The 14,688-nt window shown below is 72.4% G+C and carries 16 protein-coding genes and 1 pseudogene; 5 read left to right on the top strand and 12 right to left on the bottom strand.

Going from position 1 to position 14,688, the window contains the following annotated elements; genetic code table 11:
• Nucleotides 1-71 (top strand): DUF664 domain-containing protein (locus tag GTW40_RS20530; protein ID WP_161181661.1); only part of this gene is annotated, 71 nt, incomplete at its 5' end.
• 590 nt (nt 72-661) lie between these two features.
• Here GTW40_RS20530 and GTW40_RS20525 read toward each other — a convergent pair.
• The 7 genes from GTW40_RS20525 to GTW40_RS20495 all read right to left on the bottom strand — a co-directional run bounded on the left by GTW40_RS20525 (nt 662) and on the right by GTW40_RS20495 (nt 6,854).
• On the bottom strand, nt 662-1,171 hold the full coding sequence (locus GTW40_RS20525) for a tetratricopeptide repeat protein (protein WP_161181660.1): 510 nt from the start codon (nt 1,169-1,171) through the stop codon (nt 662-664).
• Nucleotides 1,172-1,309: 138 nt separating this feature from the next.
• Nucleotides 1,310-1,996, bottom strand: a complete 687-nt coding sequence (ung, locus tag GTW40_RS20520) for a uracil-DNA glycosylase (protein ID WP_161181659.1) — start codon at nt 1,994-1,996, stop codon at nt 1,310-1,312.
• Nucleotides 1,997-2,125: 129 nt separating this feature from the next.
• A complete protein-coding gene (locus GTW40_RS20515; protein ID WP_161181658.1) occupies nt 2,126-3,703 on the bottom strand; it encodes an ABC transporter substrate-binding protein in 1,578 nt (525 codons plus the stop codon).
• A gap of 219 nt (nt 3,704-3,922) precedes the next feature.
• The gene (locus GTW40_RS20510) at nt 3,923-4,684 is read right to left on the bottom strand and encodes an SDR family oxidoreductase (protein ID WP_161181657.1); all 762 of its coding nucleotides are present in this window, start codon (nt 4,682-4,684) and stop codon (nt 3,923-3,925) included.
• 53 nt (nt 4,685-4,737) lie between these two features.
• Nucleotides 4,738-5,499: a 3-oxoacyl-ACP reductase FabG gene (fabG, locus tag GTW40_RS20505; RefSeq protein WP_161181656.1), complete on the bottom strand. Its 762-nt coding sequence runs from the start codon at nt 5,497-5,499 to the stop codon at nt 4,738-4,740.
• A 144-nt stretch (nt 5,500-5,643) separates the two neighbouring features.
• On the bottom strand, nt 5,644-6,093 hold the full coding sequence (locus GTW40_RS20500; RefSeq protein WP_161181655.1) for a DUF3037 domain-containing protein: 450 nt from the start codon (nt 6,091-6,093) through the stop codon (nt 5,644-5,646).
• The gene (locus GTW40_RS20495) at nt 6,090-6,854 is read right to left on the bottom strand and encodes a HipA family kinase (protein ID WP_161181654.1); all 765 of its coding nucleotides are present in this window, start codon (nt 6,852-6,854) and stop codon (nt 6,090-6,092) included. Before GTW40_RS20495 ends, GTW40_RS20500 begins: the two co-directional genes overlap by 4 nt.
• Before the next feature lie 189 nt (nt 6,855-7,043).
• On the opposite strand from GTW40_RS20495, the gene GTW40_RS20490 reads away from it, so the two are divergent.
• The gene (locus tag GTW40_RS20490; protein ID WP_161181653.1) at nt 7,044-7,472 is read left to right on the top strand and encodes a Rieske (2Fe-2S) protein; all 429 of its coding nucleotides are present in this window, start codon (nt 7,044-7,046) and stop codon (nt 7,470-7,472) included.
• A 116-nt stretch (nt 7,473-7,588) separates the two neighbouring features.
• On the top strand, nt 7,589-8,059 hold the full coding sequence (locus tag GTW40_RS20485) for a pyridoxamine 5'-phosphate oxidase family protein (protein WP_161181652.1): 471 nt from the start codon (nt 7,589-7,591) through the stop codon (nt 8,057-8,059).
• A gap of 69 nt (nt 8,060-8,128) precedes the next feature.
• Here GTW40_RS20485 and GTW40_RS20480 read toward each other — a convergent pair whose 3' ends face one another.
• Nucleotides 8,129-9,031 (bottom strand): LysR family transcriptional regulator, encoded by a 903-nt coding sequence (locus GTW40_RS20480; protein ID WP_161181651.1) that lies wholly within the window; start codon nt 9,029-9,031, stop codon nt 8,129-8,131.
• A 74-nt stretch (nt 9,032-9,105) separates the two neighbouring features.
• Here GTW40_RS20480 and GTW40_RS20475 point away from each other — a divergent pair, with 74 nt between their 5' ends.
• Nucleotides 9,106-10,068: a DMT family transporter gene (locus tag GTW40_RS20475; RefSeq protein ID WP_237525597.1), complete on the top strand. Its 963-nt coding sequence runs from the start codon at nt 9,106-9,108 to the stop codon at nt 10,066-10,068.
• 106 nt (nt 10,069-10,174) lie between these two features.
• On the opposite strand, the gene GTW40_RS20470 is transcribed toward GTW40_RS20475, so the two are convergent.
• Complete coding sequence (locus GTW40_RS20470; protein ID WP_161181649.1) at nt 10,175-11,503, bottom strand: aminotransferase class I/II-fold pyridoxal phosphate-dependent enzyme; 1,329 nt, start codon at nt 11,501-11,503, stop codon at nt 10,175-10,177.
• A gap of 49 nt (nt 11,504-11,552) precedes the next feature.
• Here GTW40_RS20470 and GTW40_RS20465 point away from each other — a divergent pair, with 49 nt between their 5' ends.
• On the top strand, nt 11,553-12,263 hold the full coding sequence (locus GTW40_RS20465) for a pyridoxamine 5'-phosphate oxidase family protein (RefSeq protein ID WP_161181648.1): 711 nt from the start codon (nt 11,553-11,555) through the stop codon (nt 12,261-12,263).
• Here the strand turns inward: GTW40_RS20465 and GTW40_RS20460 are convergent.
• The 3 genes and pseudogenes from GTW40_RS20460 to GTW40_RS20450 all read right to left on the bottom strand — a co-directional run.
• A complete protein-coding gene (locus GTW40_RS20460) occupies nt 12,209-13,192 on the bottom strand; it encodes an EamA family transporter (RefSeq protein ID WP_161181647.1) in 984 nt (327 codons plus the stop codon). The genes GTW40_RS20465 and GTW40_RS20460 overlap by 55 nt on opposite strands.
• Nucleotides 13,193-13,387: 195 nt before the next feature.
• A complete protein-coding gene (locus tag GTW40_RS20455; RefSeq protein WP_161181646.1) occupies nt 13,388-14,383 on the bottom strand; it encodes an EamA family transporter in 996 nt (331 codons plus the stop codon).
• Between the two features lie 144 nt (nt 14,384-14,527).
• Nucleotides 14,528-14,688: pseudogene (locus GTW40_RS20450) on the bottom strand (peptidase); the annotation flags it as partial.

Raw genomic sequence — 14,688 nt, 5'->3', positions numbered from 1 at the left:
AGGAGTACGCCCGCCACAACGGCCACGCCGACCTGCTGCGCGAACGGATAGACGGCCGCACCGGCGAGTGAGCGTCACCCCCGGTACGCGTACGTCCTCCCTGCGGGCGACGCCATCACTCCTGCGAGTGGATCACCCGTGCGTAGCTGATGCCAATGCGGCGGCCCGGCCAGCAAAGTTGCCCGGGTGCATCGACCGACGACCACCGCAGCGCTCTGGGTCACCGTGGCCGTCTCGGCCCTCACCGCCTGCGTGACCGTACATGGCCCGGCGCCCGTCGCCCCCCGTCCGGCGGCGGGCACGGCGACCCCCCGCCCGGTGCAGGCGCCCGCCCGCGAGGCCCTGGCCCGGATGGGACCACCCCCGCAGGAGCCCTCACCCTCACCCACATCCGCCACACCGTCCTCTCCCTCACCCGCACCCCCCGCTCCACACCCGGCCCCCACCGGCCGGAACCCGCGAAGCGCCCCGCGCCCGGCCCCCGCGGCCCCACCCCGCCCGACCGTCAAGGCGCCGGACATCTGCGCACTGGGCCGCAAGTACGGCGGCTGGCGGAAGGACAGCCCGGCGTCGGTGATCTGCGGGCGGGCGTACGGGCGTTGAGGGTGCAGGAGCAGTCCGGCGCCCCTCGCCAGCCCACGGGCTGCCACCCCACCGACCGCTACCCCACCGGCCGCTGGCGCGGCGGTCCGAATCCCTCGCCGTCCCCGCCCCCGGACGGGCCGAGACGCAGCTCCAGGCGGCTGATGGCCGCCCTGACCCCCGTCCCGTAGCCGTCGTCCGCGAGGGAGTCGGCGGCGTGGCGGGCGCGGCGGAGGTGGGTGCGGGCGGCGTCGGAGCGGCCGAGCTTGAGGTAGTCGGCGGCGAGGTTGAGGTGGAGGGAGGGGTAGAAGCCCCCGACCGGCGCGGGATCGGCGCCGGTCAGTTCCTGGGCCGCCGACAACGCCCTGAGGTCCCAGGCGAGTTCGGCGTCGGGGTCGTCCTGGGTGTCGGCGAGGTAGTGGGCCAGGGTGCAGCGGTGGAGCGGGTCGCCGGCCTCGGCCGTCTCGGCCCACAGCTCCAGGAGGCGGCGCCTGGCCTCCTCGCGGTCGCCGCCGTGGTGCAGCATCACGACCTGCCCGATCCGGGTCAGCAGGGCATCCGGCGCCGCCTGCTCCTGCCGCTCCGCCACCGCGCCCTCCGAGCCGTCACGCCGGGCCGCCGTCCGGCCCGCCTGCCCCGACGCTAGCCGCAGCCGGTGGAGATGCCGGGCAGGCGGCCCCGTACGCCGGGGTGACACACCCGAACCGGCATCCCGCTACAGGTCCCCTCAGCCCTCCAGGTCCGGAATCCGCCAGTCGATCGCCTCGTGCCCCTGCTTCTCGATCGCCTCGTTGATCTGGGTGAACGGGCGGGAACCGAAGAACTTCTTCGCCGACAGCGGCGAGGGGTGCGCGCCCTTGACGACCACGTGCCGGGTCTCGTCGATCAGGGGGAGCTTCTTCTGGGCGTAGTTGCCCCACAGGACGAAGACCGCCGGGTCGGGGCGGGAGGCCACGGCGCGGATCACCGCGTCGGTGAACTTCTCCCAGCCCTTGTTCTTGTGCGAGTTGGCCTCGCCCGCGCGGACGGTCAGCACCGCGTTCAGCAGCAGGACACCCTGCTCGGCCCAGGGCATCAGATAGCCGTTGTCCGGGACCGGGAGGTCCAGCTCCTCGCGCATCTCCTTGTAGATGTTCCGCAGCGAGGGCGGGGTCTTCACACCGGGCCGCACCGAGAAACACAGGCCGTGCCCCTGGCCCTCGCCGTGGTACGGGTCCTGGCCGAGGACGAGGACCTTGACCTTGTCGTACGGCGTCGCCGCGAGGGCCGCGAAGACCTCCTCGCGCGGGGGGTAGACCGGACCCTTCGCCCGCTCCTCCTCGACGAACTCGGTCAGCTCCTTGAAGTAGGGCTTCTCCAGCTCGTCGCCCAGTACCCCGCGCCAGGACTCGGGCAGCATGGCGATGTCGGTCACGTCAACGTCCTCACGATGTGCGGTCACTTCCAGGCTTCAGAACCTACAGGCGACCACTGACAACCGGCACCCGAGGTCTCCCGGAAGCCGTCGCCCGAGAGGCCGCTCACCGGCCCCGCGCGCCCCCGCTCACCAGCTGGTCTTCCGGTACAGCTCCCACATCGTCATGATCGTCGAGGGGTCGAGGGCCCGCTCCCCGCCGGAGATGTCCCCGTTGGCCGCCACGTACTGCCGCCCCTGCCACAGCGGCAGCAGCCGCGCGTCGTCCGCGATCTGTTGCTGCGCGTCGCCCATGTCCTTGACCACCTCGGCGCGGTCGCGCATCGCGCGCGAGCGGGGCAGCAGGACGGAGGTGATCTTCTTCGCCGGGTACGGCGTGCCGAGCGCGTTGTTCTCGCCGACGAACGGCGTGATGAAGTTGTCCGGGTCGGGGAAGTCCGGGAACCAGCCGCGCCCGAACACCGGGTACTCGCCCTTCTGGTAGCCGGCCACATAGCTCTTCCAGGGCCGCGCCTTCAGGGTGATCGTGAACAGCCCCGAGGCGTCGAGCTGCCGCTTCAGCTCCTGGAACATCAGGGCCGTCTCGGAGCCGTAGCGGTCGCTGGTGTACCAGAGGGTGAGCGGGACGCGCCGGGTGATGCCCGCGTCGGTGAGGGTCTTGCGGGCCTTGGCGGTGCTCGGGTCGCCGAAGGTGTCGAAGAACGGCGTGGTGTGCCCGACCAGGCCCTTGGGGACCATGGAGTACAGCGGGTCCACGGTGTCCTTGTAGACCCGGTGCGCGATGGCCCCGCGGTCGACGACCTGGGCGACGGCCCGGCGTACGGCGTCCTGCCGGGCCCAGGGGTCCTTGGGGTTGAACACCAGGTAGCTGATGTCGGTGCCGCTGCCGTCGATCAGCTGGAGGTCGGTGCGGTCCTGCCGCTCGAGGGTGACGATGTCACCGGCGGCCAGACCCCGGTAGGTGACGTCGATCCGCTTGTCGCGCAGCGCCTGGACCATGGAGTGGGAGTCCTGGAAGTAGCGGATGGTCACCGCGTCGTTGAGCCGCTTGGCGTAGCCGTCGTAGCGGTCGTTGCGGACGAGGACGGCCTCCTTGCCCTCGTCGTAGGACTCGAGGCGGTACGGGCCGGAGCCGTGGATGTCGCCCTTGTCGCGCAGGGAGTTGGCGGGGTAGTCGCGCGGGTCCACGATCGACATGGCAGGGGTGGCCAGCACGAACGGGAAGGTGGCGTCGGGCTTCTTGAGGTGGAAGACCACGTCGCGGTCGCCGGAGGACTCCACCCGGTCCAGGCTGCCGAGCAGTCCGGCGGGGCCGCCCGGCGCGTTGATGACACGGATGCGGTTGATGGACGCCTGCACGGCCTGGGCGTTGAGCGGGTGGCCGTCGGAGAACTTCATGCCCGGACGCAGTCGACAGTGGTAGGTGGTGCCGCCCGAGTCGGAGAAGCCGCAGCTCTGGGCGGCGTCGGGCTGGGGGCTGGTGGCGCCGGTGGGGTAGGCGAGAAGCGTCTGGTAGACGTTGCGGAACAGTTCCCAGGAGCCGTCCCAGGAGCCCGCCGGGTCCAGGGTGCTGGGGGCGCTGGTGGTGCCGACGACGATCGGGCCGTCGTCGGTCCGGGCGCTGCCGGGGAGCAGGGCGCACCCCGACACCAGACTGATGGACGCGGCCGCCGCGACTCTTCGAAGGAATCGGTTCCGCTTGAACACGCGCACGCTCCTCGATCCGCCGTACCAAGGTCGGCAGACCATACCGCAGCAATACGCCTCCTGAACCTCCCCTGAAACAGCCGTTGTTGACGGATCGGACGGTGACGACGTTGTCATCGCGGCGACCGGTCGCCGCACAGCACTCCGGGCGCCGTTCCGCTGGGGAACGGCGCCCGGAAGAGACGGCCGGTCAGGGGCCCGAGGCCCCCGCGGGGAGGGTCAGCCCACCCCGGCGTTGAGGAAGATGCCGCCGTCCACGACGAGCGTCTGGCCGGTGATCCAGTCGGACTGCTCGGAGGTGAGGAAGGCGGTGGCGCCACCGATGTCGGAGGGCACGCCGAGGCGGCCGAGCGGGTAGGCGGCAGCGGCCTCCGCCTCGCGGCCCTCGTAGAGCGCCTCGGCGAACTTGGTCTTCACCACGGCCGGGGCGATCGCGTTGACCCGCACCTTGGGCGCGAACTCGTGCGCCAGCTGCTGGGTCAGGTTGATCATGGCGGCCTTGCTGATGCCGTAGGCGCCGATGAACGGCGAGGGCGCGAGGCCCGCGACGGAGGCGATGTTGACGATCGCGCCGCCGTGCTCGCGCTGCCAGGCGTGCCAGGTCTTCTGGGCGAAGCCGAGCGCCGAGACGACGTTGGTCTCGAACACCTTGCGGGCGACGTTCAGGTCGACGTCCGCGATGGGGCCGAAGACCGGGTTGGTGCCCGCGTTGTTCACCAGGAAGTCGATGCGGCCGAAGGCCTCCATGGTGCGCTCGACGACCGCGCTCTGGTGGTCGAGGTCGTGCGCCTTGCCCGCGACGCCGATGACGCGCTCGGCGCCGAGGCGCTCGACGGCCTCCTTCAGCGCCTCCTCGTTGCGGCCCGTGATGCACACGCGGTCGCCGCGCGCTATCAGGGCCTCCGCGACGCCGTAGCCGATGCCCCGGCTCGCGCCCGTGACGAGCGCGACCTTGCCGGAGAGCTCCGGGAGTTCAGTCATGTCCGTGATCCTCAGATTCCCGAGTGGCTGGGTTGCTCAGTTTTCCCGGGCGCCTAGTCGAGCGGTCCACCGGCGACGTACAGCACCTGGCCGGAGACGAACCCGGCCGCCTCGCCGGTGAAGAAGGCGATGGCGTTGGCGATGTCCTCGGGCTCACCGACGCGCTGCACCGGGATCTGGGTGGCGGCGGCCTTCTTGAAGTCGTCGAAGCCCATGCCGACGCGCTCGGCGGTGGCCTTGGTCATCTCCGTGGCGATGAAGCCCGGGGCGACGGCGTTGGCGGTGATGCCGAACTTGCCCAGCTCGATGGCGAGGGTCTTGGTGAAGCCCTGCAGACCCGCCTTGGCGGCCGAGTAGTTGGCCTGGCCGCGGTTGCCCAGCGCGGAGGACGAGGAGAGGTTGACGACGCGGCCGAAGCCCGCGTCGACCATGTGCTTCTGGACGGCCTTGGTCATGAGGAACGAGCCGCGCAGGTGCACGTTCAGCACGGTGTCCCAGTCGGACGCGCTCATCTTGAACAGCAGGTTGTCGCGCAGCACACCGGCGTTGTTGACGAGGATCGTAGGCGCCCCCAGCTCCTCCACGACCCGGGCGATGGCGGCCTCGACCTGCGCCTCGTCGGAGACGTCGGCGCCGACCGCGACGGCCTTGCCGCCCGCCGAGGTGATCTTCTCGACGGTGTCCTTGCAGGCGGCCTCGTCCAGGTCGACCACGGCGACGGCGTGCCCCTCGGCGGCCAGACGTACGGCGGTGGCGGCGCCGATCCCTCGTGCCGCGCCGGTGACTACCGCGACCCGCTGTTCAGTGGTGGACATTCCTGCTTCTCCTCGCCCTTGAGAGAACCCGAGTGGCCCTTGACAGGACCCGAGTGCGGTGAGCGACCGCTTAGTACCTTCCGCACCCGTGACGCTAGAAGCCCTGGCACCCGGTGTCAACGGGACACCGGGTGGTGTGATCCATTACCTCACCAGCAGGTCGAGCAGCCGTTCGGTCTCGGCCACCGGATCGGTAGTGAGTCCGGTGTGCACCGAGCCCGGCTGTACGACGGCGGAGCGGGGCGCGATCAGCCAGCGGAAGCGCCGCCCGGCGTCGTCGCCCGCGGCCTGACCGGCGCCCTCGCCGCCCGCGCAGATCCGCTCGACGGCACCGAGCGCGGCCCGGATCCCGGCCACGTCGGCCCCGGGGTCGAGCGCGAGCAGCCGGGTCTCGTCCAGATGGGTGCGGGCGCCGACGTAGTCGTGGGCGCGGCAGTAGACGATGACCCCCGCGTTGATCCGCTCGCCGCGCTCGACGCGGGGTACGACACGGAGCAGGGCGTACTCGTACACATCGCGGTCGCCGCCCTGGCCCGTGCGGGTGATGTGGCGCTCGACCACATGTCCGGCCATGTGAATGTGGTGCTCGCTCACTTGCTCTCCTGGAGGCCGTTGATGCGCTCGTGGACGGAGACCGCCCGCGCGAGCAGGGGGCGGGCGTAGGCGCGGCGCAGGTCGTCCGGTGTGTCGAAGCCGGGCTCGCCGGTCAGCCACGCGTCGGGGATCTCGGCGGTGACCTCGGCGAGGAGGTCCTCGGTGACCTGCGGGGCCAGCTCGGCGGCAGCGGCGGCGACGTCCGGGGCGAAGCGGGCCAGCGCGTGGTCGGAGGCGTCGTAGGGGCGGGCGGCCGAGGTGCCGGCGGAGGGCCAGTTGTGGTGCCAGATCATGGTGGCGCCGTGGTCGATGAGCCACAACTGCCCTTGGTGCACGAGGAGGTTGGGGTTGCGCCAGGAGCGGTCCACGTTGTTGATCAGCGCGTCGAACCAGACGATCCGGCCCGCCTCCTCGGGCGTCACCGGGAAAGCGAGCGGGTCGTAGCCGAGGGCGCCGGAGAGGAAGTCCATGCCGAGGTTGGCGCCCCCGCTTGAGCGCAGCAGCTCCTGCACCTGCCGCTCGGGCTCGGCGAGCCCCAGCACGGGATCGAGGCCGAGCGTCACGAGCCGGGGCACCCGGAACCCGAGCCGCCGCGCCAGCTCCCCGCACACGACCTCGGCGACGAGCGTCTTGCGGCCCTGCCCCGCGCCGGTGAACTTCATGACGTACGCCCGGAGATCGTCCCCCTCGACGAGCCCCGGCAGTGAGCCGCCCTCACGCAGGGGCGTGATGTACCGGGTGGCGGTGACTTCGGTCAGCATTTGCCCAGGTTATAACGCGGGTTGACGCCGGATTCCGGTGCACCGCCACGCGAGAGGGCCGCGCGCGGGCCTTACGCCCTCCTCATATCCGAGCGGTGAGGATCGGGTCACATGTCTGAACAGGCGGTGCTGCCGGACCGTACCCCTGGACAGATCACGTACGACCATCCCGGCGGAAGGGAACACCTCATGACCAGCGCATCGTCCCAGCCCGTAGCGAATCCCGCCCGGCGTACGGTGATGGCGGCGGCCGGGGCCGCCGGACTCACCGTGGCACTGGCGGCCTGCGGCTCGGACGGCGGTTCGGACACCGCCGGTGGCGGCGCGGCCGGCACCACGCTCGGCAAGACCGCGGACATCCCCGAGGGCGGCGGCAAGATCTTCAAGGACGCCGGCGTGGTGGTCACCCAGCCGTCGGCCGGGACCTACAAGGCGTTCTCCGCCACGTGCACCCACCAGGGGTGCGCGGTGGGCAGCGTGAGCGACGGGGTGATCGTGTGCCCGTGCCACAACAGCCGTTTCTCGGTGGAGGACGGCAGTGTGAAACAGGGGCCCGCGACGCAGGGGCTGCCCGCGAAGGAGATCAAGGTGTCCGGCGACACGATCGAGCTGGCCTGATCACGCTCGACCCGGGCCGTGTTCCCTTTTCTGGCACCGTGTCAGAGGATCGACGGCACGGGGGTGTTCTCGGCACGGGGGTGTCTCTTGGACAACTGGGGAGAAGAGGGGGCCGTATGACCGTCACCGAGCAGCGCCGGGGCCGGAAGATCATGATGACTCCGGGCGAGCTGGACGCGTTCCTGACCGTCCAGCGCACCTGCCGGGTCGCGACCGTCTCGGCGGACGGCACCCCGCACGTGAGCGCGCTGTGGTTCGTCTGGGACGGCAGCTCGCTGTGGCTCTACTCCGTGGTGCGCAGCAGGCGTTGGGCCCAGCTGAGCCGCGACCACCGGGTGGCGGTCGTGGTGGACGCGGGCGAGGAGTACGACCAGTTGCGCGGGGCCGAGCTGTCCGGGCGGGTGGAGTTCGTGGGCGAGGTGCCGCGCACGGGCGAGCTGTGTGCCGAACTCGACGCGGTGGAGACGCTGTTCGCGCGCAAGAACTTCGGCCTGGACGAGATGCCGCACGACGGACGGCACGCCTGGGCCCGGCTCACCCCGGAGAAGATCGTCTCCTGGGACTTCCGGAAGCTGGGCAGGGCGTAGAAGGCGGAGCGCAAGTCCCGTACGGAGGGCGGGACTTGCGCCATGCCATACCGACGGGCTCGCGTCGGCTCAGCCAAGCTGCGCGGCCGCCGTCCGCAGCGCCTCGACCGCCGCGCGGATCGAGGGACGGCGGTCCGCGTCCGCCCGCCAGACGACGTACACATGCCTGCGGACCCGCTGCTTGAGCGGGACCAGGACCACTCCCGGCGGCACCGGGTCGCGCCCCAGCAGGGGTGCGATGCACACACCCAACCCTGCGGCGACCAAAGCGAGTTGGGTGTGCGTCTCGCCCGCCCGGTGGCCGACGAGGGGTTCGACTCCCCGGGACCGCAGGGTGAAGATCAGCCACTCGTGGCAGAACTCGCCCTCGCCCCAGGTGATCCACTCGTCGTCGGCGAACTCGGCGAGGTCCACCTCGTCGCGGCCCGCGAGCCGGTGTCCGGCGGGGAGCGCGACCTCCGCCGGGTCGTCCAGCAGGGGCGCCTTGACCAGGCCGTCCGGGACGGGCATCGGCTTGTTGTACCAGTCGAGCACCACCGCGAGGTCGAGATCGCCGCGCACGACCCCGGCGACGCCCCGCTCCGGCTCCAGCTCGCTGGAGCGCACCCGCAGGTTGGGGTGCAGGGCGCGCAGCCCGGCGAGCGTGGCCGGGAACAGCCCCCGGGCGGCGGTGGGGAAGGCCGAGAGGCGCAGTTCGCCGACGACCTGCCCCCGGTGCGCCTCCAGGTCCGACTGGGCCAGCTCGACCTGGGAGAGGATGCGCGCAGCGTGCTCGGAGAGGAGTCGGCCCGCGTCCGTGAGCCGGACACCGCGCCCGTTCTTGGCGAGGAGCCGCTGCCCCACTTCCCGTTCCAGCTTGCAGAGTTGCTGCGAGACGGCGGAGGTGGTGACATGCAGCGCGGCGGCTGCGGCGCTGACGGAGCCGTGCCGGGCGAGGGCGTCCAGGGTGCGCAGGCGCTCCAGATTCAACATGTAAGCGATCCTAAGAGATACCGCGTGAGAATTCTCGATTGTGCTACGAAGTTGCCGCCCGCATCTTTGATGCCATGAACACGGTCTCCCCTTCCCGCACGGCACAGTCCGCGTCCACGTCCGCGCCTGCCTCCACGTCCGCGCCGGAAGCCACTGCGCGTCCCCGCACCGACTGGCGGCTGCGCTTCGGCGTGCTGTCCCTGATCTGGGGCTTCAGTTTCCTCCTCATCAAGGTCGGCACGTCCTCCTACGCCCCGTTCCAAGTGACCCTCGGCAGACTGGTGTTCGGCACGGCCGTGCTCGCGGCGGCGATGGCCGTCAAGCGCGAGCGGCTGCCGCGCGGGGCCCGCACCTGGGGGCACATGGCGGTCGCCGCGTTCTTCCTGAACGCCGCGCCGTTCTCCCTCTTCGCCTACGCCGAGCTGACCGTCCCCTCCACCCTGGCCGGCATCTGCAACGCCACCTCGCCCCTGTGGGGCATGGTCCTCTCCCTGGTCGCACTCTCCGAGGACCGCCCGAGCCGGGTGCGCTTCGCAGGGCTCGGCCTCGGCTTCCTCGGGGTGCTGACCGTCCTCGGTGCCTGGCAGGGCTTCCACGGCATCGACGCCACGGGCACGGCCATGGCCCTGCTCGCCTCGCTGTGCTACCCGATCGGCTGGATCTACGTCCGCCGCACCCTGTCGGGCACGGGCAACTCGCACCTCGCCATGACCGGGACGCAGTTGTTCCTCGCGACCGTCCAACTGGCCGTCGTCACGCCCCTGTTCACCTCGTTCCCGACACACTTCACGCTCGTCCCGCTGCTCGCGGTGGCCGCGCTGGGCGCCCTCGGCACGGGCGTGGCGGTGCTCATCCAGTACGGGCTCGTCGCCGAAGTCGGGCCCACCACCGCCCAGATGGTGACCTACTTCATCCCCGTCATCGCCACGGCGGCGGGCGTGGCGATCCTCGGCGAGTCGATCGCCTGGACCACTCCGGTGGGCGCGGTGATCGTCCTCGCGGGGGCCGCGCTCACCCAGGTCAGGCCGAAGAGCTGACGAGCCGGGTCGGCCGCGGGAGCGAACGGGCGCCGACCGCGGCCCCGTACCCGTACCCGTACCCGTACCCGTCGGCGACCGTACGGTCGTACGGCCGAAACCGCCGTCACCCGTACGACCGCGCCGGTGACGGCCGTACCGCCGCCGCCACCGCGTCCGCCAGCGGCTCGATGTCCGCCTCCGCGAGCGGCGAGACGGTGATGCGGACGCCGGGCGGGGTGTCGAGCCGGAAGCGGGCGCCGGGCGCGACCGCCCAGCCGGACTGGAGGAGCCGGGCGACGGCGCCCGTCTCGTCCGGGACCGGCACCCAGACGTTCATGCCGCTGCGGCCGAACGCGGTGACCCCGCGCCGTGCGAGCGCGTCGGTCAGCGCCTTCCGGCGCGCGCCGTAGGACCGCGCGACCGAGCCGTCCACCGCGCCGTCGGCCCACAGCCGGGCGACCGCGCGCTGGAGCAGCAGGCTCACCCAGCCGGGGCCGAGCCGCTGCCGTCCGCGCACCCGGTCGACGGTGCGGGCGTCCCCGGTGAGGACGGCGACGCGCAGATCGGGGCCGTAGTTCTTGGAGACCGAGCGGACGAACGCCCAGTGGGCGGTGGCGCCCGCGAGCGGATGCGGCGCGAGGTCGACGAAGCCGTGACCGTGGTCGTCCTCGATCAGCAGCACGTCCTGATGTGCGCGCAGTACGGCCCGCAGCTCCCGCGCACGCGACGCGCTCACCGAGGCGCCGGTGGGGTTCTGGGCGCGGACGGTGACGATCAGCGCGCGGGCCCCGGCGGCCAGGGCGGCGCGCAGCTCCTCCACGCGCGGGCCGTCGTCGTCCACGCCCACCGGTACGGCCCGCAGCCCGAGCGCCGGGACCAGGTCCAGGACGCTGCCCCAGCCGGGGTCCTCCACCGCGACCGCGTCGCCGGGCCTGAGGTGGGCCGCGAGGACCCGTTCGACGGCGTCGAGGGAGCCGGAGGTGACGGTCAGCGGGCCCTCGGGCACGCCGTCGGCGTCGAGTTCGGCGCGGGCGATGCGCGCGAGGTCGGGGTCGACCGGTTCGGTGCCGTAGAGGACGGGGGCGCGGTCCGCGCGGGCGGCCGCGTCGGCGAACGCCGGGCCGAGCGGGGGCAGCAGGACCGGATCGGGGTTGCCGGTGGACAGGTCCCGCACCCCGGGCGGCACCTCCACACGCAGCTCGTCGCGCCCGGTCGTGGCGGGCTTGGGCCGCACCCGGCTGCCCCGCCGCCCGGCGGTCTCGATCACCCCGCGCTCGCGCAGGGTGCGATAGGCGGCCGCGACGGTATTGGGATTCACCCCGAGCCGAGACGCCAACTCCCTGAGCGGGGGCAGGACTTGCCCCGGCCGCAACTCTCCGCTGCTCACCGCGCGCTCGACACTGCCCGCGATCTCCGCTGCGCCGCGACCTTCGATCGGATACTCTCCTAGCACAAAGCAGATTATGCACTAGTGCAATACAGGAGTCCAGGGAGGGACCGCCATGCAGGGGACCGAGGGGAAGCCCGCCGCCTACACGCCGACCGACCGCACCGTGCCCACCCGGTCCGCCGATCGGGCGTCGTACGACAAGGAACTGGTGCACGCGATACTCGACGAGGGGTACCTCTGCCACCTCGGCTTCGTCCGCGACGGCGCCCCGGTGGTGCTGCCGACGCTGTACTGCCGCGTCGGCGAGCGGCTGTACGCACACGGCTCCACCGGTTCGCGCCCGCTGCGGATGACCGCCACGGAGGACCCCGGCCTGCCGGTCTGCCTGACCGTCACCCACGTCGACGGCCTGGTCCTGGCCCGCTCCGCCTTCCACCACTCGATCAACTACCGCTCGGTGGTGGTCCACGGCATCGCCCACCAGGTCACCGACCCCGACGAGCGCGCGATGGCCCTCGACGCCCTCGTGGACCAGGTGGTCCCCGGCCGCTCCGCCGACTCCCGCCCCGCCGACAAGAAGGAACTCGCCGCCACCGCCGTGATCCGCATCGACCTCACCGAGGTCTCGGCCAAGGTCCGCACAGGCGACGCCAACGACGAGCCCGAGGACCTCTCCCTCCCCCACTGGGCAGGCGTGCTCCCCCTCCGCAAGGGCTACGAAGTCCCGGTGCCGAACGGCGACTTGGCACCGGGACTCGAACTCCCCGACTACCTCGCGGCGTTGACGGAAGGCGCCTCGGACCGCGCGACCACCGAGGTCTGACCCGTCACGGCCCTCCTCTCCCCCGCGGCGAGGGCCGCGACCGCGCCGAGCATCAGCAGCGTGCCCGTGACGGTCGCCGTGGTCAGCCGCTCGCCCAGCAGGGCGACGGCGAGGACGGCGGCCGTCACCGGCTCCAGCAGCATGATCACGGAGACGGTGGCGGAGCGTACGGCGGCGGCTCCCGCGAAGTAGAGCGCGTAGGCGAGGGCCGTGGGGACGGAGGCGAGGTAGGCGAGCAGGGCGAGGAGCCGCAGGGGGTGCCCGGTGTGCGGGAACAGCCCCTCGACGAGGGCGAACGGCAGCAGGCACAGGGTGGTGACCGCGAAGGCGCCTACCGTGGTGGCTCCCGCGTCACCCGTTCCGGCACGACCCCACCAGCGGGTCAGCAGGGTCATGGCGCTGTACCCGGCGGCCGAGCCGAGCGCGCAGAGCACGCCTGCCGGGCGGACGGTACCGCCCGAGCCGCCGAGGGTGAGCACGGCGAGCCCGGCGAGCGCGCCGCCGACCGCGAGGACGCCTCCGGCGCCCAGCCGCTCCCCGAGCAGGAACCGGGCGCCGAGTGCGATGAACACGGGACCGGCGCCGAGGGTCACGACCGTGGCGACGGCGAGTCCGGTGGCGTCCACGGCGGCGAAGTAGGCGGTCTGGAAGACGGCCAGGCCGACACCGGTGGCGAGTGCCTGCCGGAGCAGGGCGACGCGGTCACGCGGGGCGGCGGCCGTGGAGCGGCGCCCGCGGCGCAGCAGCCGGCCCGCGACCAGCAGGACGAGTCCCGCCGCGCAGCGCCAGAAGGACAGGGCGAAGGGGCCCATGTCCCCGGTCCGGTAGACCAGGGAGGCGACGGCGCCCGCCGTGCCCCAGGTGGCGCCGGTGACGATCAGATAGAGCAGGCCACGCCCGACGGGCAGGCCGGAGACAGCGTTCGACACGAGGTTTCTCCGCAGAAACGCACTGGATCAGTGCGGAAGTTGGGAAGGCACCCGGCTCGGCCGGGCACGTTGACTTCATCTGCGGGCAGCACCGTCCCGCCCTGCGCGCGATGCGCGGGGCGTGTTCTTCCCGGAGGCCCGCCTCAGGCGGCCGGGGGCGGAAGGACGAGTGCGTGTGAATGCATGATCAGCAGCCTAGGCGGCGGTACCCCGCGCGGACAACTCCCGCTCCGCGCCGCCGCTCTCCGCGACCGGCTCCGCGAAGCCCTTGGCGGGTGTCGCGGACTGCGCGATGAACGCGCCGACGAGCACGACCGCGCCGCCGAACACCTGCGGCGCCGACAGATGTTCCCCGAGCAGCACCCAGGCGAGCACGGTCGCGATGACCGCCTCCAGACAGGCGACGACCCCGGCGACCTGCGGCGAGAGCCGCCGCACCGAGAGCACGCCGGTGACGTAGGCGAGCACGGTGGCGACGAGGACGATCCAGACGAGCAGCGCGGCCGCGGGTACGGCGCTGCCGTCGAGCCGCACCGTGCCGCCGAGCACCCGCCAGTCCATGCCCCACGGGCGCGCGACGACGGTCAGCACGGCGGCGCCGACCAGCAAGCCGTACGCGATCACGCCCAGCGGGTCCGGGGCGTCCTCGCCCGCGTCGCCGCCCTGGTCGGACAGGACGAAGTAGCCGACCTGGCAGCAGGCGGCACCGAGCGCGAACAGCAGGCCGAGCACGTCGAAGCTGAGCCCCGACCAGACCTCCACCACACAGGCGAGGCCGCCCGCCGCGAGGACCACACCGAGCGCGGCCGCCTTGGTGACCGGCCTGCGCTGCACGAACCGCACCCAGCCGAGCACCAGCGCGGGCGCCAGGTACTCCAGGAGCAGTGCCACGCCGACCGGTATGCGGGATAGCGAGGCGAAGTAGCAGGCCTGGACTCCGGCGACGGCGAGCAGTCCGAACCCGGCGAGCAGCGCGGGGCGGCGGAACGGCAGTGCGCGGTGTCGTACCGCCACGGGCAGCATGACCAGCGCGGCACCGGCCACGCGCAGCCAGACGACATGCAGGGGGTCGAGCCCCGCCTCGATCAGCGGCTTGGCCGCCACTCCCGACCCGCCGAACGCCACGGCCGACACCAGGGCAAGCCCCAGCCCGGCGCCGCGGCCGCCTTCTCTGCTCCCAGACGCGTGCACGCGGACATGATGACAGGCGATGACATGAGCGTCACCCTTTTTTACTCCTGTCTCAGGAACTGGACAGGAGGGGCTTCTCGGCTGGTCAGGTCAGGAGCTTCTAGAGAGGTCCTCGGGGGGGCAGGGCAGGGACTTCCCTGGAGGTCAGCAGGGGGGCGAGCCATCGGCCGTGCGGCCCGACAACCGGCCCCGCAACTCACCCGCCGGAATCCCGGCGCGCTCCAGCACCTCGACGGCCCGCGACTTCGGGTCGGCCACCAGGGCGGCGAGCAGATCGACGCCGTCGGCCGCGCCCCGGCGCGGGG

Origin of the sequence: Streptomyces sp. SID4985 (assembly GCF_009863025.1) — a bacterium.
Lineage (GTDB): Bacteria > Actinomycetota > Actinomycetes > Streptomycetales > Streptomycetaceae > Streptomyces.
The sequence above is the reverse complement of the archived record's forward strand: the minus strand, read 5'-3'. Positions and strand labels throughout refer to the sequence as shown.

Coding starts and splice junctions, on each gene's coding strand:
- GTW40_RS20480 (WP_161181651.1), bottom strand. CDS start 9,031: ATGTTGAATCTGGAGCGCCTGCGCACCCTGGACGCCCTCGCCCGGCAC.
- GTW40_RS20465 (WP_161181648.1), top strand. CDS start 11,553: ATGCAGGGGACCGAGGGGAAGCCCGCCGCCTACACGCCGACCGACCGC.
- fabG (WP_161181656.1), bottom strand. CDS start 5,499: ATGTCCACCACTGAACAGCGGGTCGCGGTAGTCACCGGCGCGGCACGA.
- GTW40_RS20510 (WP_161181657.1), bottom strand. CDS start 4,684: ATGACTGAACTCCCGGAGCTCTCCGGCAAGGTCGCGCTCGTCACGGGC.
- GTW40_RS20490 (WP_161181653.1), top strand. CDS start 7,044: ATGACCAGCGCATCGTCCCAGCCCGTAGCGAATCCCGCCCGGCGTACG.
- GTW40_RS20475 (WP_237525597.1), top strand. CDS start 9,106: ATGAACACGGTCTCCCCTTCCCGCACGGCACAGTCCGCGTCCACGTCC.
- GTW40_RS20485 (WP_161181652.1), top strand. CDS start 7,589: ATGACCGTCACCGAGCAGCGCCGGGGCCGGAAGATCATGATGACTCCG.
- GTW40_RS20495 (WP_161181654.1), bottom strand. CDS start 6,854: ATGCTGACCGAAGTCACCGCCACCCGGTACATCACGCCCCTGCGTGAG.